Consider the following 22493-nt stretch of genomic DNA (forward strand, 5'->3'; position numbering starts at 1 on the left):
TCGTCATTTCGACAAAAACGAATAATGGTCAAATTGACTCGGTATAGCTTCAGCACCCTGATTTTTATGACGTTTTAGGTTGGCATGAAATGTGTCAGTGATGGGTAAATGGTTTAATACCTAAGGAGCTGAAACATGAAAAGTGAGTTCGACAATCGTGTCGCTGTGGTAACCGGAGCAAGTTCAGGCATCGGACTGGCAGTCGTTCAACGATTACTAAGCTATGAAGCGACGGTAGTGGCGATGTCCCGTGGCCGGGGCGGCCTGGCTGCACTCAAAGACGTTCATGGTGATCGCCTCCATATTGTCAGTGGCGATGTTACGGTAAGTTCGGATCTTGAGAAGCTTGCACACTGCGTCTCCAGAATCGGGCCTGTAGATTTTCTAGTACCGAATGCAGGAGTCGCTGTACTTGAAGACAGCTTGGCGAGTAAGGGATTCGAGCGAAATTGGGCCATCAACGGAGCAGGTGCGCTTAACACGCTTTCAGCTTTGCGAGCCCAATTGGCGAGACCCGCTTCGGTTGTATTTGTGGGGACTTTTCTTTCCGCTTTGGCCTTCCCAGGCTTGGCTGGCTACATTGCGTCGAAAACAGCACTGACAGCGCATGCTCGAACCTTAGCCGTCGAACAGGCTGAGGCCGGAATTAGAGTGAACGTCGTATCGCCAGGGCCAACAGCTACGCCGATCTGGCGATCACTAGGGTTGGATAATGCGACGTTGTCCTCAGTCGCGGAAACGGTCAACCAGCGCTTACTAGAGGGTAAGTTCCTTGAGCCGGAAGCGGTGGCAGATGTGATTCTGTTCCTTCTATCAGAGCGAGCACGTGGCATTTACGGCCAAGATATTGTGGTAGATGGTGGGTATACCTTGCGGTAGGGCATAGAAACGCGAAGAGGTCGTGTAGACATGTATCCGGTGCGGATCGTGCGCTCGGCCTCTTATTTTTTCTTGCGCTAACTTTACCTCGATTGACGCGATCAACTCGGGCCCTTGATTACGTACATTCCCCCCATGGTTGCCCACCTTGTATCTATGAATCCTCAGCTGGCCGGTGCCGACACGCCCAGCATGCCTTGAACGAAAGACCCACATGGGCAAGCCCGCAGCGGTGACCACCTTTGCTATATGCATGGCTCATTTATGTCCGCTTTTGGCCGGAAGCAGACGCTTATGAATGACCGCTTTCGGCCATAAGCGGACCTTTAAGACTTGTGGCTTCTGGGCGAAGCCAGTCATTCGCATTCGCCAGAAATTGGTCGATTACACCCCGTCCCAGTTGCTTGCTATCTAAGTCTTGAAGGAGGCCAAATTCCTGCGCCTGTTAGATTCTGGAACCTTCGTTTTTCCGAGAATTCTTCCTGCATCCTTCGCAGGTGAAAGCCCAAATACCTTCGTATAGTCTCGACTAAACTGCGTTGGGCTTTCGTAGCCCACCTCGAAAGCTGCCGCCATGACGCTCTTGCCGCTGGCTACCATGAGCATCCGCGCCTGAAGTAAGCGCACTCGTTTTTGATACTGCAATGGACTCAACGTCGTCACCGCTTTGAAGTGGCGATGGAAGGCCGAGACGCTCATTGCCGCTTTCTGAGCCAAGCTTTCCACCCTGATCGGCTCCGCAAAATCTCGACGGATCCATTGAATGGCTGTGTTCACTCTGGCCATGGCGGTATCGGGCGCTGCGATCTCTCGCAGCATCCAGCCGTGGGGGCCTTGCAGCACGCGAAACAGTATCTCGCGTTCATAAGCAGGCGCCAGGGCTGCGATAGCTTCCGAGTTGCCCATCAATCGCAACATGCGCACCCATGCGTCCATTAATTCGGTCGTAACGGCCGCCACCGAAAAGCCCGGGTCGCTTTCATGGCGGCCGACAGGTTTGGGCAGGTCAGCCAGCAAGGTTGATAACACGGTGGGATCAAGCGTGAGGCTTACGGCCAGATAGGGTTCGCCCGTTGCCGCAGGGTGCACCGCGCCCACAGCAGGCAACTGAATCGACATGACGAAATAGGTCGCAGGGTCGTATCGCAGCGTGCGGTCGCCCACGGTCATGGTTTTGCTGCCCTGCAGAATCAAGTTGATCATCGGGTCATAGACTGCCGCCAACATATGCTCGGGGATTTTGCCTTGGACCATAGCGACGCGGGGGATGCCCGTCTCTGTGCGGCGTTTTTCGGCCTTGGCGGCGAGGATGCGGAGTTCGTTAAGTTGTTCGTTCATGCTGGCCATGCTGAATGTCACAGCAGGAGCAACGCAAGCGAAAAGTAGAAACAGGCAGATTTCGAGTAGGAACGGCTGCGTCCGCAGTGACCAGCGCCCTTAATGTGGAGGCTCATTCAATCAGTCGAGGAGTACGTCATGGGCGTTATCGTCATTACCGGAGGCAGTCGAGGGATCGGTGCGAGTGCAGCAGAACACGCCGCCCGGTGCGGTATGGGTGTCATTCTTACTTACAACCAGCATCCGGACGATGCGGATGATGTGGTGCGACGCATTGAACGAGCGGGCGGCAAGGGCGTTGCGCTTAATCTCGACGTGGCGGATGTGGAAAGTTTCAAAGGGTTCCGCGATGCCATCCTGTTAGTGCTCCGGGAGACATGGGGCACAAGCACCCTCTCAGGTTTAGTTAATAACGCCGGCTACGGCCTGTTCAACCCGCTGGCGTCGGTCAGCGAGGCTCAGTTTGATGGTCTTTTCAAAGTCCATCTGAAAGGCCCTTTCTTCCTGACGCAGACCTTGCTGCCATTACTGGAGGAGAACGCCAGCATCGTCAATCTGACCAGCGCTACCACACGCGTGGCCACCGCCGGGGTGGCGCCGTATGCGGCGTTCAAAGGTGGACTGGAAGTGCTCACGCGCTACATGGCCAAAGAGTTCGGTGATCGGCGCATTCGTGTCAATGCGGTTTCACCTGGGGCGATTCGAACCGAGTTAGGTGGCGGGCTCAATGATGAGTTTGAGGCGATGCTGGCTGAGCAAACGGCGCTAGGCAGAGTCGGTGAGCCCGAAGATGTGGCCCGCGTCATTGCCATGTTGCTGTCCCAAGATGGGGCCTGGATCAACGCCCAGACCATCGAAGTCGCGGGCGGCTACATCATCTGAACGATCGGGAGACGTTGCCATGCTGGATCATATTTTTCTGTCTGTGAGTGACATTGAGCGCTCTATCCGTTTCTACGAAGCTACGTTGGCGCCGCTGGGTATCACCGCGCGCTTGGACTACGATGGCAAGGACGGTCCGCCTGGGCATCCGGACCTGAAAGGTTTCGGCGCCAAGGGCCGGATGTTTTTCTGGCTGCGTCAGGGTGAAGTCGAAGGCCGAGCGGTACATGTCGGTTTCGTCGCAGACAGTAAAGCTCAGGTTGCGGCGGCCTATGCGGCAGCGTTGGCTCAGGACGCCGTCGATCAAGGCGCACCGGGGGCGCGTCTGCACTACGACCCCAACTACTACGCGGCCAATGTTCTGGATCCTGACGGATACAGCCTGGAATTCGTTTACAAGAACTGGCAGCACGCACAATGAAGAAATTGATGATTTATGGCGCAACCGGCTATGTCGGGCGCATGGCGACAGACTATGCAGTGGCGCAGGGACTGGACGTTGTCATCGCCGGGCGCAGCCACGACAAGCTGCGCGCTCTGGCTGCACAGTTGGACGTTCCTTATCGTGTGTTTTCCCCTCATGCCCCGACGACACAATGCCTGGAAGGCATTGGCGTGCTGGTGAACTTTGCCGGCCCCTTCGCGCGGACAGCTGACGCCTTGATGTGGCTCTGTATCAAGGCTGGAGTCGATTATCTGGATATCACGGCCGAGATCAACGTATATCGGTTGGCCGAGCAATTGGGCGATGAGGCGGTAGGGGCAAGGGTCATGCTCCTACCTGGCGTCGGTTGGGATGTAGTGCCGACCGACTGCCTGGCGGTGCATGTCGCTCGTCGGGTGAAATATCCGCAGTCGTTGAACATTGCACTACAGGTCGCGGGTTCCATGTCACGTGGGTCAGCACTGAGTGTTAGCGAAATTGTTGGAGCGGGGCTGCTGGCCCGGATTGATGGAGCGCTTCTTTCAACTCCCGATGCGCAACCGCGACACTTCGATTTTGGCGACGGCCAGGAGCTGTGCGTACCTTTGTCGTTCGGTGATCTGGTCACCGGCTGGCACTCCACCGGCATTCCCAATATTGCAATGTTTGTACATTTTTCCGGTGATCCATTACCTGACGGAGATCTTTCAAAAATTCCCGAGGGGCCGAACGCGCAACAGCGCGAAGCTCATCGCGGTCGGGCAGTGGCCGAGGTGACTGGCGCTGACGGCACTGTGGCACGTTCAGTGATCGAAACCGTCAACGGTTACACCTATACGCCGATTGCTGCCATGGAGGCGGCACGCCAAGTATTGAACGGCGTGCGACGACCGGGTTTTGAGACACCGGCAAAGCTGCTGGGGGGCTCATTCGCCGAGAGCATCGGCGGTACGACCATCACTGATTACTGATTGATCGGACGATAGTGCAGATGTTGTTTACTCAGGATTCCACTGCGCTGTCGTCTGCCTCGAACTCATGGGCAAGCAACCTGCCGGCAATCCGTGCGACGTTCACCAAGCGCTCGCTGGACATCCCACTGCATGCCGCTGCAGACAGCCCCCGCAGGGTGACCAGGATGTAGTCAGCCCGGGTCTGCGCAGCGTCCGGGCAGACTTGGTCCAGATACCGGCGGATCGCCTGGATTCCAGCGTCACCGAATTTCTCCGCCATGTTTCGAGCGACCGGATCGTCCGCACGCAGGCCTTCGGTGATCAGGCAACCACGCAAAGCGCTATCTCGCCCGTACTGCTGCGCAGCGGCAATCAGCAGCGAGGTTAGCGCTTCGGCGGGAGGTCGATCCGGTGCCAGCAGTCTGTCCATTGGCAGCGCGTTTTCTGCGGCATAGCGATGCATTGCTCGTTCGAACAGTTCGGCCTTGCTTCCATAGGCGGCGTAAAAGCTCGGCGGCTTGATATTCATTGCCTCGGTCAGGTCGGTCAGGCTGACAGCATCGTATCCACGCTGGTGAAACAGTGCTTGTGCGATGGCTATCCCTTGCTCCCGGTCAAAGGCGGAACGGCGCTGTCTGGGTTTTTCGTTCATAGCTATTTCTCCAGGTGATACGCCACTGTAGTGATCGCTACATGCAAGTTCAACCGCTTCGGTTGTGCCTTCTATTTAGTAGTCACTAAATAACTTGCAGAGGACACCCTCTTTATGTAGTGTTCACTACATATTCGACAATTGAGGTTCATCCCATGCAATTCCAAAACAAGGTTGTGCTGGTTACTGGCGGTTCTTCGGGCCTCGGCTTCGCAATCGCCGAAGCATTCGTCAGCCAGGGTGCGGATCTGATCATTACCGGGCGCCGCCAGCCTCAGCTAGACGAAGCAGCAAGGCGCCTCGGTGGGAATGTTTCTGCGGTGCGGACTGATATCTCGGACCCAGCCTCCCTAGGGGAACTGTTCAAGCATATCGGTGCGGTCCACGGTCGTATCGATGTATTGATCGCTAACGCCGGGATGGGTGAAATCGAGCCTCTAGGTGCAATCACCGAAGCGGGCTTCGATCGGGTGTTCGCGACCAATGTCAAAGGCACCACCTTTACGGTTCAGAGGGCGTTACCGCTGATGAGCGAGGGGAGCAGCGTTGTCATTATCGGCTCGACTTCTTCGATCAACCCTGGACCTGGTATGAGCGTGTACGGAGCAACCAAGGCCGCACTACGCGCGTTGGTGAAGAGCTGGATTCTCGACATCAAAGGATCGGGTGTACGCATTAACTTACTCAGCCCCGGGCCGGTGGACACCCCGTCCCTACGGGCCGTGCTTGGTGAAAACGCGCCACAGGTAATCGACTTGCTAAATGAGAAGAGCACCCTCGGCCGGATCGGCCAGGCACACGAGATCGGCCAAGCTGCGCTCTTTCTGGCGAGCGAGGCGTCGAGCTATGTCAACGGTGCCGAGCTGTTCGCCGACGGTGGAGCTTCTCAGGTTTGAACGTACATGGATCGGTCGACTCGCCAAATGCTGACCTTCCGCTGAACGACGACAATGCCTTAACTGGCAATCCGCAACGGGAAATATCATTCGCTTATATCTGACGAGCGCAACCATCCTGCCGAGTGAATCGGGGATGCAAGGAGTTACCAAATGAGTAAGTTTGCTGGATCACTAATCGATCATGTGGGCATTGGTGTCTCGGACATTTTGCACGCTCGCGCCTTTTACGAGCGGTCGCTCGAGCCGTTAGGGATCACATTGCTAATGAGCATCGAAACGGACCATCCGCATTCGACGCCTCGCAGACTGGGGTTCGGCTCCGCAGGCAAGCCATTCCTGTGGCTGCACGATGCACCAGTTCCCAGCTACGGGGCTCATATCGCGCTGCTGGCGCAGAGTCATGGGGCCGTCGACGCATTCCATGCGGCTGCCATCGCCGTTGGCGGACAGGACAATGGCGCACCAGGGATCAGGCCTCAGTACCACTCCGATTATTACGCGGCCTATGTACTGGGCCCTGATGGAGTGAATCTGGAGTGTGTTTGCCAACTGACGCCTTAGGTGCCAGGACGCTCATTATGTACCTGTCGGGTGGCATTCTTCCTCAGATTTTCAACCGCATCGAGCTGTCAGCCAATGGAAGTTTTTCCAGAATTGAATGTGTTCCTCTTTAGCCATGGCGCAGTTCTGATAACAGATAGCAGCGCCAACTCAAGATGTCTCGTGGCACGGCTGTAATCCTGAGGCTCCTTTTCTGGCCTGGTGCTAAATGGCTGTTCCTGGCCGAAGGCAGCCTTTCGCGAATGGCAGCTATTGGCCGAAAGCAGGTGTTCGTGAGCGGCAGCTAATGGACGAAAGCGGTCTACTGAGCATTCAATGCTACCGTCGCGCTGTGCTTAGTTTTGTTGAGCACTTAACGGTGTCAGAAGGGTAGGGTTGCGGAAATGCCCGAAAAGATGCGGAAACGATCCAAAGAGAGAGGAGCAAATTTCCTGAATGCCAGAAACGACAAAGCCCTGAATAATCAGGGCTTTGTCGGTACAAAATATGGCGGAGGCGATGGGATTCGAACTCATGGACCTGTTACAGTCGACGGTTTTCAAGTCCATGAATAAGGCGAGCAATTTCAATAGATTATGATCGGTTTTATTCCGCTTTGATTGTTTGCAAACGTATCTATGAACGCCCGCTAATGTCTAGTAGTGGACAGTTTAACTTCTAAAAATCGTCTTTTTCTCATTTCGCGCTAACCTCTAGACTCAAACATCAACGCAGAAACACAGTTTGAACCACACTTGTTGCGGGTTTCCTCTAGGAGGGCTCGATCGAGGTCAGGCGCTTTGTGGTCTACCCTTGGCAAGGGCACGCGGCTCTTGGCGACCATTGTCGAATCTTATGGTAAGGGCATAGCTTCGAGAGCTTTTCGCCGATTAATACGGGATTCTGACAGGTAATCTTTATTGTCTGCCGCCACCGTCAGCTTCGGGTCACACTGACGTTTTGTATTGAGTAGCTGATACCGATGTCTGAGCCGGGAGGCGCCTTGCGCTCGATGCACATAATGTGAAGCCAGGAAGGGATTAATGCATATATCACGAGTGAGCATCACGAATTTTGCCAATTTCAGTTGTCTGGATGTCGATACAGGCAAGAGTATTGTCATCGTTGGGGAGAACAAGGCGGGCAAAAGCAATTTCCTTCGAGCGTTACAATTAGTTTTGGATCCTGGGCTTTCCGAGCTTGATAGGCAGCTTGGACTGGAGCACTTTTGGGACGGCCTTGGTGAGGAAAAATTGGGTGCTACAGTCGAAGTTTCGGTTGAGCTAACGGATTTCGATAATGATTCAGATCTGATTGCCGTTCTGGCCGATAGTTTGATCGATATCGGTCCGCCAACCGTTGCGCGTATTACTTATAGGTTCAGGCCCAAAGCCGCCCTGAATGGAGATACCCCCAAAAGCCTTTCGGACTATGAGTATTTGATTTTTGGTGGCGACGATGAAGACAATTCAGTTGGAGCGATGCAGAGGCGGCAACTGCCGCTTGATGTGCAAGTGGCCTTGCGCGACGCAGAGAAAGATCTTTCCAGCTGGAGACGCTCTCCGCTGCGGCCATTGATTGAGGAGCTGACCTCCGATCTCGACGCCGATGCACGTGAAGAAATTCAGCAAATGGTAGGTGAGGCCCAGACTGATCTGGCTGATCGTGACGAGGTAGTGCGCACCGCAGAGCGAATCGGTCAGCGATTGTTAGACATTGTGGGGAGCAAGCACACTGTTCCTATAAAATTAGGTTTAGCTCCAACAAGAGTAGATGCATTACTCCGAAGTCTTCGTATTCTCATCGATCATGGCGCGCGTAGCATTGGAGATGCCAGCCTAGGCACTGCGAATTTGATTTTTATGGCTTTGAAAAGCTTGGAGCTTGACCGGTTGGTCCTCAAGGGCGAGCGAAGCCATACTTTTTTCGCTATTGAAGAGCCTGAGGCGCATCTACACCCCCATGTGCAGCGTTTGGTTTATCGCTATTTTCTCGGTGCTGAGCCGGCTGGCGATAACAAGCAAACCTCAAATCTCACTACAATCCTGACCACTCACTCACCTCATATTGCTAGCGTGGCGCCTATAAGATCAGTGGTACTTTTGCGTCATGATGCCGGCGGGACTATCGCTACATCTACCGCCAAGGCGCCCCTAGACGAGTGGGATGAAGAGGATCTTCAGCGATATATCGATGTTACTCGCGGAGAGCTCTTTTTTGCCCGTGGTGTTATTTTTGTGGAGGGAGACGCCGAGCGATTCCTGATCCCCGCATTCGCAGAGGCGCTTGGAGTTCATCTAGACGTCTTGGGAGTCTCTGTTTGTTCGGTAAGCGGAACCAACTTTGCTCCATACATAAAGCTAGTGGGAACCAGTGGGCTTGATATTCCACACGTTATTTTGACCGACCTTGATCCGATTGAAGGCAAGAGCGCGCTTGCTAGGCAGCGTCTCATTAGCTTGCTTGAGCTTGCAGATAGAGATAGCGATTTCAATGACCTAGAGGATGACCAAGTACTTGCTTTGGCTGAAGAGGCAGGATATTTCGTCAATGATAGTACGTTGGAAATCGAGCTATTTGCCTCGGGCTTGGGTCCAGCGATGAAAGAGATTTTCGAAGGTGAGTGGGAGCTTCATCAAAGGTCGAAAGCTTTGTTGGATAGTTGGATTTCGAATCCCGAAACTCTAGATAGCACTAAGCTGTTATCGCGGATTGAAAGGATAGGTAAAGGCCGTTTCGCGCAGATGCTTGCGCCGTTCGTTACGGCACGGTCCTGTCCCGCTTATCTTCAACGCGCCCTGGATTATATTCGAAATGCCATTGCGTAACGTTAGCACTGCTTATCTCGCTCAGGCCAGAGAGTTGCGTGACAATGATCAACAGTGGGCTGCCTATGAGTCTGTTGGAAATTGCGTTGTCCTTGCGGGGCCTGGAAGCGGTAAGACCAAGACGCTTGTGCTCAAATTAGCGCGCACCCTGGCTGAGGACGTGCGAGCACCACGTGGAGTAGCCTGTATTACTTACAGTCAGGAATGCGCACGTGAACTTACCCGGCGGATGGAGTTGCTCGGACTGCGAGAGTCGTCGCGTTTATTCATTGGTACGGTACACGGATTCTGCCTTCTCCATCTGCTAATACCGTACGGGAGGTTGGCGAACTTAGGACTTCCCGATCCAATTACCGTTTCGACTGCCGATCATTGTCAACAGGTGTTCGCGAGGGTCAAGAATCGTCTATTCGGTGACACCCGCACCTACAAAAAAATGGACATGGATAAGTACCGGCGCGTCCATCTTGATCGGACAACGCCAGCCTGGCGAGAGTTTGCCGAGCTTGCTACTTTGGCCGAGGCCTACGAGGAGTCGTTGCATTGTGAGGGGTTCGTCGACTTTGAAGATTTAGTTATCTATGGAGAACGACTAGTAGCTCAGCATGACTGGGTCCTGCCGCTCGTGAGCGCGCGCTTCCCTATGATAGCTGTTGATGAGTATCAAGATCTGGGTATAGGCCTGCACTGCATTGTTAAGCGACTCGCGTTTGACGGAGGCGTTCGTTTGTTTGCGGTAGGGGATGCTGACCAGTCGGTGTATGGCTTCAATGGCGCCGACTCTAGCCTACTACAGGAACTGGCTGAGCGACCGGATGTTGAATGTGTACAATTGGAAGTGAACTACCGTTCCGCTGAGAAAATTGTACGAGAGGCTGAACGAGCATTGGGCGAGTTGAGAGGTTATCGTTCCTGCGATCCGGAAAGGCATGCCCATATTGATATAGTCGAGTGCACTGATGGCCTGATTCAGCAAGCAAGGCGTGCGATCGAAGAAATCATTCCTGCTGCGTTGGCGCGCAAGCCGGGACGACTAGTTGGTGATATTGCTATTCTCTATAGGAATGCGGGAATCGGCGACGTAGTCGCAAGTGCAGCTGCTGAAGCAGGATTTAGCTTTATTCGAATCGACACTTCAACTCCTTACCGAAAGTGCGCTATAACTAGCTGGATTGAGGACTGCTCAGCATGGTGCGCAGGCGGGTGGCGTGAGGCGATGCCTCTCTTACAAGGGTTGATTGATCGGTGGTTGGCATTTCATCGCCTGCGCGTGTCAGACAACAATGCTCGAGTCGAACGTGCGAAGCTAACTCGGTTCCTGTGGGCTCATAGACAAAACCGATCTGCTCGCGATTTTGTGAACACTATACGCGAAGAGCTTCTTGATAACTTGATAGCGACCAATGCCAGTTTGCTTGACCAGGCTGCTCAGGTGGACGCGATGACCCAAGCGCTAAGGGAGGGCGGTACCCTGCAAGAGCTAGACATGGCACGCCTCGGCGGGCGTGACGGATCTCCCGAACAGCTAAATTTGTTGACACTCCATTCCGCAAAGGGGTGTGAATACGACGTGGTAATCATGCTTGGCCTAGATGAAGGCTCCTTTCACTGGACGAATGTTCAAGGTAATGACCTACGTGAGAGCCGTCGACTTTTCTATGTTGGGTTTACACGTGCTCGTGACGAGGTGCATATGTTGTATTCAGGCTGGAACGAGAACCGTGGCCGTCGCTACTACTCAGGCCGTCTACGATTTCTTGAGGAGCTTATTGCAGACTAAGCGAGGTTGCTGAGGTGACCACTTTTGGAAAATGCTCCGCAGTTTTCCAACTTTCGCGAACTCCGAGCTTGGCGGTGTGAACAACGTTCACTTGTCCAACAGCTCTGCGATTAGCCGCAATGGGTCGGCTTTTTCTCCTAGTGATTGACCGCTCCTGGCCGAAAGCCGTTAGTGCAAGGTATCGCGATGAAGGTTGATGGCTGCAGGATTTTTGGAGTTCGAATCTCTCCTTCACCGCCACATTCAGTAAACGCAACCCACTGATTTCCTAGAGAAACTCAGGGGTTTGTGGTTTTTTGCGTCTGAAAAAAGACCGTATGGGACTGAGATGGGACTGAGGCGCTATTTTGGTCTGCAGATCAGACCCATTGGGATGATTGAGGGGATCTTCACCGGTGGCGTGATGGACTGCGCTTTCGCTAACCCAACTTCAAGGACGAACTTCATGCCTCATAACTCAGGATTGAAGTGTCGGCAGTGATACCGTATTCGATATCACTGTGACGGGATAATTGACGTTTAAGATTCTGGCGATGACTCTAAACCTTGAGAAGCAACGCTGGCAGAATTTGTGTTTGCGGCTTTTACAGGCTTGGAGCGGCTGGCGGTTTTTACGGCGGGAGGTTTCGGTGTTTCTGTTTTACTACTCTCTTGACTAAGCTTAAATTTTCTTCGCTCAAAGTCAGCCAGGAAAGCGGTTCCTTTTTTCGTGATATTGTATCTGCGCCAGCGTACGCCAGCGACTTTCTCTATTTCTGTGAAACCATGAACTTGAAGTTTTGGGCATATATTGAAGAAGAAGAAGCTTTCCAAATCAGTGCCGCTTGCTGCGTCAGTGACACCATTGATAATGGTGTCTTTATTGCCTACAAAAATTCTGAAAAGATTTGAAGTTCCCTCTTTATCCTTGTTTATCTTGGCGGGGATCTTTATCTCTACCGACTCCAGAAGTTTAGCTATCTCAGAAAAGTCCTCGCTTTCATGGGAGCGATTCAATATAGCCTTACTCTCTTGTGTCGCCAGAGAATCTTTTAGCTTCTGATTTTCTTCAGAAAGTTTTTTTATCTCTTCGAAAAGGGGTTTTGTGTCTACGATTTCATCTGCTTGGACCCAGCCTTTCAAATCTCTGCTAGCAGCAAAGTCTGACAGGCTTTCATGAACTGCTAGGCGAATGTCTTTTTCGTCGTCAAAAAACGAAGAAATGTTGTTTAGTACTTTTTGCCGGAATTGCTTAAGTGATTGCGGATTTTCCTTTTCGAGAAAGGCTGTTCCATGTTTTTGTACTTTGGCTTCGAGTGAGGACTCTGTAATTACGACTGCGAAGAGAGGCTTGCCCTGTTCGATAGCATAGTTATATTCCAGCTCTGTATAACTAACGCCAGATACCTGCTCAATAGAGCCATAGCGTCCGCCCAAAACCAACATATATACGTCGGACTCATCAATCCATTTTTTTATGGTCTCCATTTGAGACTTATCGCCGGATGTGAATAGCTCCATGCCGGCGGGGATGTGGCCGGCCTTAAGAATTGCGCTTACCGCAGCTTGTCTCTCGGGTATGAGGTCCGTGAAAGTACTCGATACAAAAATTTGCAATTTACGCTTCATAAATTTTCCTTTCGTCCATGGGCGGGTGTAGCGGCATGACGCTACTATTTTGCCACTAAGGCGTCCATGTTTTTTCTCTTATGCTCTGATCACCAACAAGGGGCGCTGCAGACTCCACATGGGGTGGGGAGGAGGGATCGTAGCTTTTTTTCCTCCTGCCATCGCCTCGACCAGCATCCTATTGGTGGCCTCAGGTGGGTTGCTAGACTCACCTTGATTTTGCTTGTGAGGTCGGGACCGGGAAGGGGAAAATTTCCTTTTCAATCTCTGTCCGCTTCTGGCCCAGAGTGGGTAAAAACGCTTCGCCAAAATTTAGGTGTGCGCGTCTACGTTAAAATCTGAAATTTATCGGCACGTCAGCAGATGTGGATTTTGCGTAGAAGCGCGATTCCCAGTCCGGTTTTGATTACCTGTCGCGCTAAAAAAGTTTTTACACAGCCTCGCTCGATAGCGGCCGTTGAACACCAGTACATTAAATTCCAGCCTATGTTCAATCGGCCCCCACACCTGGCTCAGGTGCGGGGGCTTTTTTTTGTGGCCGTGGAAGCCGGTCCCCCCAGGGCTGGTCTACCATTCCCTCGATATCTGGTTGATCTCTAGACGTGGGAGTACGCATGACTGATGCATTGGCGGCACTGAAACTGCCGAACGCAGTGGAGGTGCAAACCCTGAAACTGCTGCACCAAATTGAACTGGCGCACACGGCGGACGACCTGTTTCGCGCCAGTGATCGTGCCGAAGGTTTTGTGCTGGGCCTGGAGACGGTCAAGGTGCTGAACGCGGCCAGTATCGAAGGTTTGTATAAGATCTTCGAGGCCGCGGCCGCGGCGCGGCGTCAGGAGCACGAGCAGTGATCGGCGAAGGTATTCACGAAGAGGTGTTGCGCGCCCTGGTCGAACAACACGCGGTGCGCGAATGCCTGGTGGCCAGGATCAACGGCGGCCCCGACTGGGGCCTGTCGATTCGCCTGGCCGGCAGCGGCGCACGCTGGGTGCCGGTGCGCTCGCGACGTGAGTCACTGCGCACCTGGGCCAGCTTGACCGCGGTGGGGCGTTTTGCCGAAGGCGTGGGCCTCAGCGGATTCAATGTAGAGCTGTAACCGGTGACAGCTTCAAGGCCATTTCTACAGACCTACATCCAACTGCCTTTGCTTGAAATACGGGCTTCCGGCGGCCCGAACTCTTTCCGCAATTTGTTTTGAGGTCCTGGTTTCACTACCCTAAAACGAACAGAGAATTTGTGTGATGCGGAAAAATCATCACCATAAGATTATGATTTATAAGGAAAAAATAATGGACTTAAAATCCCCCGCTCGTAAGGGCGTGCCGGTTCGATTCCGGCTTCGGGCACCATCTTTCAACAAAGGCCTGCGAGCGAAAGCTACGCAGGCCTTTGTTCGTTTCCGCTTCGCTGTTCTCGCCATTGCCGCGTCAATGACGGAGCGATCTTCGAAATCCGGAACCACCAAACCCTCGCCGATGCCGAAATAACAACGACAACGAGGGCATAGCCATGACCGACGAAAAAACCGAAGTACCAGAAGAAGAATCGGATCAATCAACCCCGGCGCATTCCACTGAAGAAGAGCGCGAGCGCTTGAAGGACTTCAACAAGGACGGAATCCCGCCGGGCACCTGCTGATCAACAAGGAGTCAGGCGTTTCCCCGACGTCTGACGCTTCAGTTCCCTACCGTACTTGTCTCAGTCTGCTCAACCAATTCCCCACTGATCGCATCCACCATCGCCGGATGCTCCTCAGCCGCCACACGCAAATCTTCGGTAACCCGCAATTCAGCCCCAGTAGGCGAAAACGTTGCCGCCGCTGCAAACGGCGCGGGATTGGCCGGGACAGGACGCTTGCCACGGCGCCAGAAGAAAAAGCTGACCATGCTCAAATTGACCACTGCGAAGACCCAGAACAGGCCGTTGGCGCCGAACGAGTTCATCACCGGCGAGATCATCATCGGGCTGATGGCCGAGCCCAGCGAGTTGATCAGCAGCAAACCCTGGATCATCGGCACCAGCGCTTCGGCCGGGGCGCGGTCGGCCGCGTGGCTGACGGCCACCGGGTACAGCGCGAAGACACCGCCACCGAGCAGAAACAGCATGGCCGCGAGCATTGTCGAAGACAGCGGCAGCAGCACAATCACCAGCGATAATGCCGTGCATGCCACCGTCAGCAGGGTCAGCACCTGCAAGCGATCGGTGCGGTCGGACCAGCGTCCGACCGGATACTGCAGCAACATCGCCCCGAGAATCGTCCACGCCATCATGCTGCCGACTTCTCCGACGTCCAGACCTCTGCGTTGCAGATACAGCGGCAACAAGGTGTAGATCGCCGCGATGGTCACCCCCGAGCCGAAACAGCCGACCAGCCCGGTCGGGGTCACGCCCAGCAGTTGCCGGGGCTTGAGCGGCTCGACCTGATCGAGCAGCGGCGATACGCGCGGCAGGATCACGATCGGCAGCACCGACAACGCAGCAAGCATGCCGGCGACCATGAACGGCGCGCTGTCGCTCATGCCAGTGATGGTCCCGAGCGTCGCCTGGCCCAGAACGCCAGCGCCATAAAGCACGATCATGTACAGCGCGAGCAAGCGCCCGCGAATCTTCTCGTCACCGGCCAGCAGCAGCCAGCTTTCGATCACCAGAAACACACCGACCGTCGCCCAGCCGTTGATCAGGCGCAGGACCAGCCAGCCCCAGGTGTCATAAAACAGACCTTGCAACAGGATCGTCACGGCAATCAGCGAGGCGAAGCTGCCGTAGGCACGAATATGGCCGATGCGCAGAATCAGCCGGTCGTTGAACACCGCGCCCAGCGTCAGGCCGATGAAATAGGCCGACGAAACAATTCCGATCATCGTCGCCGAGGCGCCGGCGGCGTCCAGGCGAAGGGTGGTCAGGGAAGACAGAAAACCGTTGCCCAGAGCAATAATGAACAGCCCGAGCAGGGGCGCCAGCGCCATGGCCAGCAAACGCGGAGACATAAAAACCTCAAGAAATCGAACAGCGCAACGTGCGCCTCTGCGCATGCGGTTGCCAGGCTGGAACAGGTGTTGTGCAAATGTCTGCCGATCGGGCAGGGCGGTGGCGTCGGACGACATGGCCAGCCCTGCAAGTTCGCGTCTGTGACCAGACGCGCGCTTGCAAGAGCGCGCGGGATTCTACGGCTTGCGCAGGATTTGCCAATAGCTGAGGCTGCGACGTTAGGACGCAGGCAATTTCGAAGTCGAAGAGGAGGCTGAAAACCCACCATCGAGCTCAGCTCTGACAAGGGCCTGCCAGCGAAAGCTGACCCAGGCCCTTGCTCGTTTCAGCGCCTAAGTATGCGAAATCAACAAATCACTGATGATGCAGATCGAGCCATCCTCTGGCGGCGTGGCGTCGGTGTAGTCGATCTGGTTGTAGACCCCGCCGTGGAAATTGAATACCTGCGAATTCCAGGTTGAGTCGAGCTGCAAGTCACCTGATGTGCCGACAACGCCGTTGTAGTCGACAGTGACTCGAGCCACGCCGGCAGAGTTGGCGCGAATGGTGATCTTGAACTTCGCCCCCAACGGTACGCCCTTGAGCACCGTGGTGTTGACCGGGGTGGGCTGGTTGAAGCTCTGGCGGAAGCCCATGGTGATGTTGCCTTTCTGCCAGAACACTTTGATGACCGGGCCGTCGTCATTTTTCACATGCATCTGCGAGATAACGACTTTCTGCGCAGAGTTGACCTTGGTTACGGTCATTTCCTGATAGTTGAGGTGGTCAGCGGCGCTGCCCAGCGACCAGTAAAAGGATTCTTTCCATTCGCAGCGGGTGCGGTGAGTGCTCTTGCTCGAGGCGCCTTTGGTCGGCGCGGACAGTTGCAGCGATCCATCCGGTAGCACCGTGACGATGCTCGGGAACTGCGCAATGGCCTCGGCGCCGTTGAGCTCAAGTGCGACCGGATTGGTCGCCGAGACGGGAACCGGAGTGGAGAGGGTGAGATTGCTGATGTTTACGGCCATGGTTTGTACTCCTGACGATAAAAATCATTAGCGACCCAAGCCTTCGGTGGATTGGCACATCTGTCCGCGCGGACTTTCACCATCTCTTGGGCACAGCACCATGGCGGCGCAAGCGGCCGCCGCGAAAACACAAAGGGCAACGATTACGCCGGCAGCCTCCAGCACAGCGCCGAAAATCGGCGTGCCGGCGGTTTGGCCGAGTGCCAGAAGCAGAAACGGTATGCCCAGTCCCAAGTCCGGACGATCCGGAAACAGGCGGATGCCTTGCAGCAGATAAACGCCTGAAGAAACGATATAGGCCGCGCCAAACAGGCACATTGCGACGAGGCCAGACCCGGCTGATATCGAGGCGGCCGACAGTCCCAATGTCCCGAGGGCGATCCCAGCCAGTGCCAGATGCTGAATACGCACGACACCGAATCGGCCGGTGAACACGCCCGTCATGCATCCGCTGATTCCCGCCGCACCCAGGACGATCCACGCCCAGGCTATCGACTGATCTGAGAATCCAGCCTCGCTGCGCAGAATGTCGGCACCGAATGTCCAGATCGCCGTGCTCGCCAGGCCCATCAGGAAAGCGCTGGCGCACAAAGGCAGTACGCCGGGTCGACGCAGCATTGCCAGCGAGAAGTTCTGCGCGACGTCACGCTCGACCCGGCGCGGCACCGCAATCCAGAGCCAGATCGTGACGCCGATGCCGATCAAGGCAAACAGGGCATACAGCTGGCGCCATTGCCCGGCCGCAAATATCGCCGCCAAACCGAAAAAAACGATGCCCGCCGCTGTGCCGGCATTGATAAAACCATTGGCTCGCGGGCGATCCGCATCATCAAGACGCGCTGCCACCGCACTGGCCAATGGCGGCGAAGTCAGACCCGTGCTCAATCCCGCCAGCGCCACGCCGCAGCCCAACGTCAGCCCCGACGAAGCGACAACCACCAGTCCCATGCCCAGCGTCGCAGCGGCGCCGGCCATCACCGTCAACCCACGCGGACTGACTTTGCCGTTGCAGGCAAACGTCGCAACGATGCCCACACAGTAAGCCGCAAACGCACTGCCGCCGATCCATCCAGCGGCGGAAACACTCAGTGCCAGATCCTGACGAATCTGCGGCAGCAGCAGGCCATAGGCGAAGCGTGCCAGACCGTAGGACAACGCCGTCAACGCGAAGGCCGCCAGCACCAGATTGATGCCGCGCTTCACGAGCCCATTCCTCCCGCAAGCGCGCGCCTTTGAAGATCGGTCATTTAGCAGCAGACGTGGTTTTTTTGCGGGTTCTGGTCGCGGGAGCAACGGTCCCAGGCTTGGCCTTTTTCCGTGGTGCCGGCGGCGCTACGCTGCTGGCGACCGAACCTGGCAAGCCATCGGAATCGAACGCATCCAGTTCTGCGCGCGCCTGCAACCAGTGCTCGAAATCACTTCCGTGCGGCCGACCTTGTTCCTCCCAAAGCCTGTAGGCGATCTTGCGGATGGTTTCCTCGTCCATTTCGTTGTCTCCTGCTGATATAAAAAAGTGCCTCGAAGGCGAGCACCCTTGGCGGATCACGGTGAAATCGGATCGCTGGCAGGGAAGGTTTCCTCGACTGCCTGATCCAGTTTCGAGTCACTGACATTGCGCTCATCGGCCCCAAGGTTCTGCTCGCAATGGCAGGTCGAGGACGGGCAGGGTTGGCCCTTCGGGTGAAGATCCGCGCAGGCCTGACTGCAAAACTGCTTGCCGTCACGCTCGAAGGTTTGCTCGCCGCTGCATTTGCAGGTGCAGCCCGGGCAGGCGCAATCAATTGTTGAAGGATCGTTAGCCATGGGTTTCCTCCAGGTGGTCTGTAAAGGCAGTCGTTACCGATTCTGATAACCCGCCCCGCACCTGCGTTTGATGATTTTCCCCCACGCCCGATGAGTGGTAGAGCGCAGAGGGCGAGGGCAGTACGGCGTTCAACGCGAGGGAAAGATTCAGCGCCAGGATCAGCAGGATCGATACGCTGAAAATGCGCCGCGCCCAGACTTTCGCATTGGTGGTTCGCACCGGTCGCAACGTCAGATAAAACCAGTAGCCGCCCAGGCCAAGTACCACCAGCGGATAAGAAACATTGATAGCCGCAACCCAGCCCAATATCGCCGCGCTGATCAGGAACGCGACCATGTACAGGTTGATCTCGCGTCGTGCCTGTCTGAGCGTCAAGGTTGGCAATCCGGCGGCACGAAAGTCTTCATGGCGCATGACGGTTATCGCGTGGGAGTGGGGCATCTGCCAGCAGCAAAACACCACGATGAGCATCAGCGCCGTGGCATCGAAGCTGCCGGTCACGGCGCAATAACCGACCACCGGTGGCATGGCCCCGGACAGGCTGCCGACCAGCGTGCCCCAGTGCGAACGGCGTTTCATCAGGCAGGTATAAACGCCCGCATAAACCATCAGACCGACTGCCGCCATGGCGCAGGCCAGTGCTGTGGTGCCGACCCACAGCAAACCGAAGCCGATCACACCCAGCACCGTCGCGTAGCAAAACGCACTGGGCAACGACACAGCGCGAACGGCCAGCGCCCGATGACAGGTGCGCACCATGCGCCGGTCGATATCGCGGTCGACGCAGTTGTTGATCACGCAACCGCAAGCGATGACCAGCGCGGTGCCGAGCAGGGCGGCCAATAAATGCGCCAGGGACACCGGGCGGCCACCGGCGGCAAGCAGATAGCCGCCGAACACCGAAGCCAGATTGCCGACGATGATGCCGGGCTTGGTCAGTTCCAGCCCGACATTCAGCGACAGCCGCCATTGCTTCAGTGCGCCAGCATGTTGTGGTGAATGCTGTCCATGATCCATAGCGAAAGCCCCACCAGCAGAAGAATGATCACCACCGAGAAGATCAGCGCTCTGAGGTTCCAGCGTTGCTCCTTGGCGGTGTCCAGATGCAGGAAATATTTGAGGTGGGCGAAGACCTGCACCACGCCAAGTGCAACCACCACCCAAGCGGTGACGCTGCGTGGCAACGTCGGGTACATGACCAGGCCAAAGGGAATGACGGTCAGAATCACTGAAATAATGAAACCGACCATGTATGAACGACTGGTGCCATGGCTGGTGCCGGCACTGCTATGAATCGGACTCTGGTTATACATGTCACACCACCCCCAGCAGATAAACCACGGTAAATACGCAGATCCACACCACATCGAGGAAGTGCCAGAACAGACTCAGGCAACTCAAGCGTGTCGTATTGGTGTTGGTCAGGCCCCGGCTGCTTACTTGCAGCATCAACACCGCCATCCACACCAGACCACTGAGCACGTGCGCGCCGTGGGTGCCGACGAGGGTGAAGAACGCGGTGAGGAAACCGCTGCGATCCGGCCCGTAGCCTTCTGCGATCAGATGATGGAATTCGTTGATTTCCATGGCGATGAAGCCGCAACCCAGCACGAAGGTGACGCCAAGCCAGCGCAGCACATGGGCTTTGTCATTGCGGTTCATCGCCAGCATCGCGTAGCCGTATGTGATGCTGCTGAGCAGCAGCAACGCGGTTTCGGCAAGGACATAGGGCAATTCGAAAATGTCGACGGTCGAGGGCCCGCCAGCCACGCTGTCACGCAGTACGGCATAGCCTGCGAACAGCGTCGCAAACAGGATGCAGTCGGTCATCAGGTAGATCCAGAAACCGAAAATGCGCATCGAGCCCGCGTCTTCATGGCCATGTTCATGGCTGTGCGCGATGTCTTTATCCAGAACGATATTGGACATGTTCAAGCCTCCGCCAAGTCTTTGAGACGCGCTTTTTCAATTCGCGCCACTTCCTGCGCCGGGACGAAATAATCGATGTCTTCGTCGTAGCTGCGCACGATCATCGCTACCACAGAAGCGACCAGGCCGAAGATCGCCAGCCACCAGATATGCCACACCAGAGCGAAGCTGCAGATCAGCGCGAAGACACTGATCACCAGGCCGGCGGAGGTGTTGCGCGGCATATGGATGGCGCGGTAGTCGGTGTGGCTGAGGGTGCTGACGCCGCGCTCCTTCATGCCCCAATAGGCGTCGAGGTCGTTGACTTTCGGTTGCTCGGCGAAGTTGTAGAACGGTGGCGGTGAGGCCGTGGCCCATTCCAGCGTACGGCCGTCCCACGGGTCGCCGGTGAGGTCGCGCAGTTTCGCGCGGTTGCGGATGCTCACGTAGAGCTGCAACGCCTGCGCGGACACGCCGCAGAGAATGATGCCGACGCCAAACAGTTCCAGCAGCAGCCACGGTTGCCAGGCCGGGTTGTCGAAATGGTTCAGGCGCCGGGTCATGCCCATGAAACCCAGCACGTACGAGGGCATGAACGCGAAGTAGAAACCCACCAGCCAGCACCAGAACGCGATGCGCCCGAGGCGGTCGTTGAGGCGGAAGCCGAACGCCTTGGGGAACCAGTAAGTCAGCCCGGCCATGTAGCCGAACACCGCGCCACCGATGATCACGTTATGGAAGTGCGCGATCAGGAACAGGCTGTTGTGCAGCAGGAAGTCGGCGCCGGGCACCGCCAGCAGCACGCCGGTCATGCCGCCGATACTGAACGTGACGATAAAGCCCAGCGTCCACAGCATCGGCGTTTCGAAGCGCACGCGGCCGCGATACATGGTGAACAGCCAGGTGAAGATCTTCACCCCGGTCGGCACTGCAATGATCATCGTCATGATGCCGAAGAACGCGTTGACGTTGGCCCCCGCGCCCATGGTGAAGAAGTGGTGCAGCCAGACGATGAACGACAGAATCGTGATCGCAATCGTCGCCCACACCAGCGAGACATAGCCGAACAGGCGCTTGCTGCTGAAGGTCGCGGCGATCTCCGAGAAGATCCCGAACGCCGGCAGGATCAGGATGTACACCTCCGGATGGCCCCAGGCCCAGATGAGGTTGACGTACATCATCGGGTTGCCGCCGGCCTCGTTGGTGAAAAAATGCATGCCCAGATATCGATCGAGGGTCAGCATCAACAGGGTGGCGGTAAGGATCGGGAATGCAGCAAGAATCAGGATCGAGGTGCACAGTGCGTTCCAGGTGAACACCGGCATCTTGAACAGGGTCATGCCTTCGGTGCGCATCTTCAGGATGGTCACGAAGAAGTTAACCCCGGTTAACAGCGTCCCTATTCCGGATATCTGTAATGACCAGATGTAGTAATCCACCCCGACCCCGGGGCTGTAGCCAAGTTCGGACAGGGGCGGGTAGGCGACCCAACCGGTGCGGGCAAACTCACCAACGCCCAGCGAGATGTTCACCAGCGCCGCACCCACGACGAACAACCAGAAGCTCAGCGCGTTGAGGAACGGGTAGGCGACGTCGCGGGCGCCGATCTGCAGTGGCACGACGATGTTCATCAGGCCGACCACGAAGGGCATGGCCATGAAGAAAATCATGATCACGCCGTGGGCGGTGAAGATCTGGTCGTAGTGTTCCGGCGGCAGATAACCCGGCCCGCCACTGGATGCCATGGCCTGTTGGGTACGCATCATGATCGCGTCGGAGAAACCGCGCAGCAGCATGACCAGCGCGACGATGATGTACATGCAGCCGATCTTCTTGTGATCGACCGAAGTGAACCACTCGCGCCACAGGTAGCCCCACTTGCGCTTCCAGGTGACGGTACCGACCAGGGCAAAACCCATCAGGCCGACGATAGCCAGGGTGTACATGACAATCGGCTCGTGCAATGGAACCGCGTCCCATGAAAGTTTCCCGAACATGAT

Annotated in this window: 23 protein-coding genes; 11 read left to right on the forward strand and 12 right to left on the reverse strand. The window is 55.8% G+C overall.

Annotated elements, in window-relative coordinates:
* The first annotated feature begins 135 nt into the window (after positions 1-135).
* Complete coding sequence (locus OC605_RS16075; RefSeq protein WP_064361698.1) at positions 136-879, forward strand: SDR family NAD(P)-dependent oxidoreductase; 744 nt, start codon at positions 136-138, stop codon at positions 877-879.
* A 411-nt stretch (positions 880-1290) separates the two neighbouring features.
* On the opposite strand, the gene OC605_RS16080 is transcribed toward OC605_RS16075, so the two are convergent.
* A complete protein-coding gene (locus tag OC605_RS16080; protein ID WP_262138125.1) occupies positions 1291-2217 on the reverse strand; it encodes an AraC family transcriptional regulator in 927 nt (308 codons plus the stop codon).
* Between the two features lie 138 nt (positions 2218-2355).
* Between OC605_RS16080 and OC605_RS16085 the strand changes: the two genes are divergently transcribed.
* The 3 genes from OC605_RS16085 to OC605_RS16095 are packed head-to-tail and all read left to right on the forward strand — an operon-like array spanning position 2356 to position 4494.
* The gene (locus tag OC605_RS16085; RefSeq protein ID WP_133338001.1) at positions 2356-3099 is read left to right on the forward strand and encodes an SDR family NAD(P)-dependent oxidoreductase; all 744 of its coding nucleotides are present in this window, start codon (positions 2356-2358) and stop codon (positions 3097-3099) included.
* Between the two features lie 19 nt (positions 3100-3118).
* Positions 3119-3520, forward strand: coding sequence for a VOC family protein (locus tag OC605_RS16090; RefSeq protein WP_093101796.1), 402 nt, complete (start codon positions 3119-3121; stop codon positions 3518-3520).
* Positions 3517-4494 carry a saccharopine dehydrogenase family protein gene (locus OC605_RS16095; RefSeq protein ID WP_262138128.1) on the forward strand — a complete coding sequence of 326 codons (978 nt, stop codon included), beginning with the start codon at positions 3517-3519 and terminating at the stop codon, positions 4492-4494. The genes OC605_RS16090 and OC605_RS16095 overlap by 4 nt, the downstream gene beginning before the upstream one ends.
* A gap of 31 nt (positions 4495-4525) precedes the next feature.
* Here the strand turns inward: OC605_RS16095 and OC605_RS16100 are convergent, their stop codons facing one another.
* Complete coding sequence (locus tag OC605_RS16100; RefSeq protein WP_133337995.1) at positions 4526-5128, reverse strand: TetR/AcrR family transcriptional regulator; 603 nt, start codon at positions 5126-5128, stop codon at positions 4526-4528.
* 155 nt (positions 5129-5283) lie between these two features.
* Here OC605_RS16100 and OC605_RS16105 point away from each other — a divergent pair, with 155 nt between their 5' ends.
* The 4 genes from OC605_RS16105 to OC605_RS16120 all read left to right on the forward strand — a co-directional run bounded on the left by OC605_RS16105 (position 5284) and on the right by OC605_RS16120 (position 11175).
* On the forward strand, positions 5284-6024 hold the full coding sequence (locus OC605_RS16105) for an SDR family NAD(P)-dependent oxidoreductase (RefSeq protein WP_262138132.1): 741 nt from the start codon (positions 5284-5286) through the stop codon (positions 6022-6024).
* A 153-nt stretch (positions 6025-6177) separates the two neighbouring features.
* The gene (locus tag OC605_RS16110) at positions 6178-6588 is read left to right on the forward strand and encodes a VOC family protein (RefSeq protein ID WP_133337991.1); all 411 of its coding nucleotides are present in this window, start codon (positions 6178-6180) and stop codon (positions 6586-6588) included.
* Positions 6589-7610: 1022 nt separating this feature from the next.
* On the forward strand, positions 7611-9395 hold the full coding sequence (locus tag OC605_RS16115; RefSeq protein ID WP_262138134.1) for an ATP-dependent nuclease: 1785 nt from the start codon (positions 7611-7613) through the stop codon (positions 9393-9395).
* The gene (locus tag OC605_RS16120) at positions 9382-11175 is read left to right on the forward strand and encodes an ATP-dependent helicase (RefSeq protein WP_262138135.1); all 1794 of its coding nucleotides are present in this window, start codon (positions 9382-9384) and stop codon (positions 11173-11175) included. The genes OC605_RS16115 and OC605_RS16120 overlap by 14 nt, the downstream gene beginning before the upstream one ends.
* Positions 11176-11694: 519 nt before the next feature.
* Here OC605_RS16120 and OC605_RS16125 read toward each other — a convergent pair.
* Positions 11695-12783, reverse strand: coding sequence for a DUF4062 domain-containing protein (locus OC605_RS16125; RefSeq protein ID WP_262138137.1), 1089 nt, complete (start codon positions 12781-12783; stop codon positions 11695-11697).
* Between the two features lie 614 nt (positions 12784-13397).
* On the opposite strand from OC605_RS16125, the gene OC605_RS16130 reads away from it, so the two are divergent.
* The 3 genes from OC605_RS16130 (at position 13398) to OC605_RS16140 (ending at position 14424) form a co-directional block, all read left to right on the forward strand.
* On the forward strand, positions 13398-13637 hold the full coding sequence (locus OC605_RS16130; RefSeq protein ID WP_108224700.1) for a hypothetical protein: 240 nt from the start codon (positions 13398-13400) through the stop codon (positions 13635-13637).
* The gene (locus OC605_RS16135; protein ID WP_262138139.1) at positions 13634-13882 is read left to right on the forward strand and encodes a hypothetical protein; all 249 of its coding nucleotides are present in this window, start codon (positions 13634-13636) and stop codon (positions 13880-13882) included. The genes OC605_RS16130 and OC605_RS16135 overlap by 4 nt, the downstream gene beginning before the upstream one ends.
* Before the next feature lie 413 nt (positions 13883-14295).
* Complete coding sequence (locus OC605_RS16140) at positions 14296-14424, forward strand: hypothetical protein (protein WP_133338075.1); 129 nt, start codon at positions 14296-14298, stop codon at positions 14422-14424.
* A 38-nt stretch (positions 14425-14462) separates the two neighbouring features.
* Here OC605_RS16140 and OC605_RS16145 read toward each other — a convergent pair whose 3' ends face one another.
* The 9 genes from OC605_RS16145 to cyoB form a co-directional block, all read right to left on the reverse strand.
* A complete protein-coding gene (locus OC605_RS16145) occupies positions 14463-15818 on the reverse strand; it encodes an MFS transporter (protein WP_410056005.1) in 1356 nt (451 codons plus the stop codon).
* 288 nt (positions 15819-16106) lie between these two features.
* Positions 16107-16781: a polysaccharide lyase family 7 protein gene (locus OC605_RS16150; protein ID WP_122507221.1), complete on the reverse strand. Its 675-nt coding sequence runs from the start codon at positions 16779-16781 to the stop codon at positions 16107-16109.
* Positions 16782-16808: 27 nt separating this feature from the next.
* Positions 16809-17984 (reverse strand): MFS transporter, encoded by a 1176-nt coding sequence (locus tag OC605_RS16155; RefSeq protein ID WP_262138147.1) that lies wholly within the window; start codon positions 17982-17984, stop codon positions 16809-16811.
* A gap of 40 nt (positions 17985-18024) precedes the next feature.
* The gene (locus OC605_RS16160; protein ID WP_136493453.1) at positions 18025-18267 is read right to left on the reverse strand and encodes a DUF2934 domain-containing protein; all 243 of its coding nucleotides are present in this window, start codon (positions 18265-18267) and stop codon (positions 18025-18027) included.
* 56 nt (positions 18268-18323) lie between these two features.
* Positions 18324-18584: a metallothionein gene (locus tag OC605_RS16165; RefSeq protein ID WP_024012801.1), complete on the reverse strand. Its 261-nt coding sequence runs from the start codon at positions 18582-18584 to the stop codon at positions 18324-18326.
* Positions 18577-19602: a heme o synthase gene (gene cyoE, locus OC605_RS16170; RefSeq protein ID WP_130926570.1), complete on the reverse strand. Its 1026-nt coding sequence runs from the start codon at positions 19600-19602 to the stop codon at positions 18577-18579. Before cyoE ends, OC605_RS16165 begins: the two co-directional genes overlap by 8 nt.
* Positions 19560-19898, reverse strand: a complete 339-nt coding sequence (gene cyoD / locus OC605_RS16175) for a cytochrome o ubiquinol oxidase subunit IV (RefSeq protein ID WP_016774550.1) — start codon at positions 19896-19898, stop codon at positions 19560-19562. Before cyoD ends, cyoE begins: the two co-directional genes overlap by 43 nt.
* Before the next feature lies 1 nt (position 19899).
* Positions 19900-20514, reverse strand: a complete 615-nt coding sequence (locus tag OC605_RS16180) for a cytochrome o ubiquinol oxidase subunit III (protein WP_110599448.1) — start codon at positions 20512-20514, stop codon at positions 19900-19902.
* A gap of 2 nt (positions 20515-20516) precedes the next feature.
* Positions 20517-22490 carry a cytochrome o ubiquinol oxidase subunit I gene (cyoB, locus tag OC605_RS16185; protein WP_039760284.1) on the reverse strand — a complete coding sequence of 658 codons (1974 nt, stop codon included), beginning with the start codon at positions 22488-22490 and terminating at the stop codon, positions 20517-20519.
* Positions 22491-22493 lie beyond the last annotated feature (3 nt).

This window comes from Pseudomonas sp. Marseille-Q5117 (assembly GCF_946901175.1).
Classification (GTDB): Bacteria; Pseudomonadota; Gammaproteobacteria; order Pseudomonadales; family Pseudomonadaceae; genus Aquipseudomonas; species Aquipseudomonas iranensis.

Excerpts from the sequence above, each read along its gene's own strand:
- OC605_RS16075 (WP_064361698.1), top strand. The coding sequence starts at position 136 with ATGAAAAGTGAGTTCGACAATCGTGTCGCTGTGGTAACCGGAGCAAGT.
- OC605_RS16080 (WP_262138125.1), bottom strand. The coding sequence starts at position 2,217 with ATGAACGAACAACTTAACGAACTCCGCATCCTCGCCGCCAAGGCCGAA.
- OC605_RS16085 (WP_133338001.1), top strand. The coding sequence starts at position 2,356 with ATGGGCGTTATCGTCATTACCGGAGGCAGTCGAGGGATCGGTGCGAGT.
- OC605_RS16090 (WP_093101796.1), top strand. The coding sequence starts at position 3,119 with ATGCTGGATCATATTTTTCTGTCTGTGAGTGACATTGAGCGCTCTATC.
- OC605_RS16095 (WP_262138128.1), top strand. The coding sequence starts at position 3,517 with ATGAAGAAATTGATGATTTATGGCGCAACCGGCTATGTCGGGCGCATG.
- OC605_RS16100 (WP_133337995.1), bottom strand. The coding sequence starts at position 5,128 with ATGAACGAAAAACCCAGACAGCGCCGTTCCGCCTTTGACCGGGAGCAA.
- OC605_RS16105 (WP_262138132.1), top strand. The coding sequence starts at position 5,284 with ATGCAATTCCAAAACAAGGTTGTGCTGGTTACTGGCGGTTCTTCGGGC.
- OC605_RS16110 (WP_133337991.1), top strand. The coding sequence starts at position 6,178 with ATGAGTAAGTTTGCTGGATCACTAATCGATCATGTGGGCATTGGTGTC.
- OC605_RS16115 (WP_262138134.1), top strand. The coding sequence starts at position 7,611 with ATGCATATATCACGAGTGAGCATCACGAATTTTGCCAATTTCAGTTGT.
- OC605_RS16120 (WP_262138135.1), top strand. The coding sequence starts at position 9,382 with ATGCCATTGCGTAACGTTAGCACTGCTTATCTCGCTCAGGCCAGAGAG.
- OC605_RS16125 (WP_262138137.1), bottom strand. The coding sequence starts at position 12,783 with ATGAAGCGTAAATTGCAAATTTTTGTATCGAGTACTTTCACGGACCTC.
- OC605_RS16130 (WP_108224700.1), top strand. The coding sequence starts at position 13,398 with ATGACTGATGCATTGGCGGCACTGAAACTGCCGAACGCAGTGGAGGTG.
- OC605_RS16140 (WP_133338075.1), top strand. The coding sequence starts at position 14,296 with ATGACCGACGAAAAAACCGAAGTACCAGAAGAAGAATCGGATCAATCA.
- OC605_RS16145 (WP_410056005.1), bottom strand. The coding sequence starts at position 15,818 with ATGCGCAGAGGCGCACGTTGCGCTGTTCGATTTCTTGAGGTTTTTATG.
- OC605_RS16150 (WP_122507221.1), bottom strand. The coding sequence starts at position 16,781 with ATGGCCGTAAACATCAGCAATCTCACCCTCTCCACTCCGGTTCCCGTC.
- OC605_RS16160 (WP_136493453.1), bottom strand. The coding sequence starts at position 18,267 with ATGGACGAGGAAACCATCCGCAAGATCGCCTACAGGCTTTGGGAGGAA.
- OC605_RS16165 (WP_024012801.1), bottom strand. The coding sequence starts at position 18,584 with ATGGCTAACGATCCTTCAACAATTGATTGCGCCTGCCCGGGCTGCACC.
- cyoE (WP_130926570.1), bottom strand. The coding sequence starts at position 19,602 with ATGGATCATGGACAGCATTCACCACAACATGCTGGCGCACTGAAGCAA.
- cyoD (WP_016774550.1), bottom strand. The coding sequence starts at position 19,898 with ATGTATAACCAGAGTCCGATTCATAGCAGTGCCGGCACCAGCCATGGC.
- OC605_RS16180 (WP_110599448.1), bottom strand. The coding sequence starts at position 20,514 with ATGTCCAATATCGTTCTGGATAAAGACATCGCGCACAGCCATGAACAT.
- cyoB (WP_039760284.1), bottom strand. The coding sequence starts at position 22,490 with ATGTTCGGGAAACTTTCATGGGACGCGGTTCCATTGCACGAGCCGATT.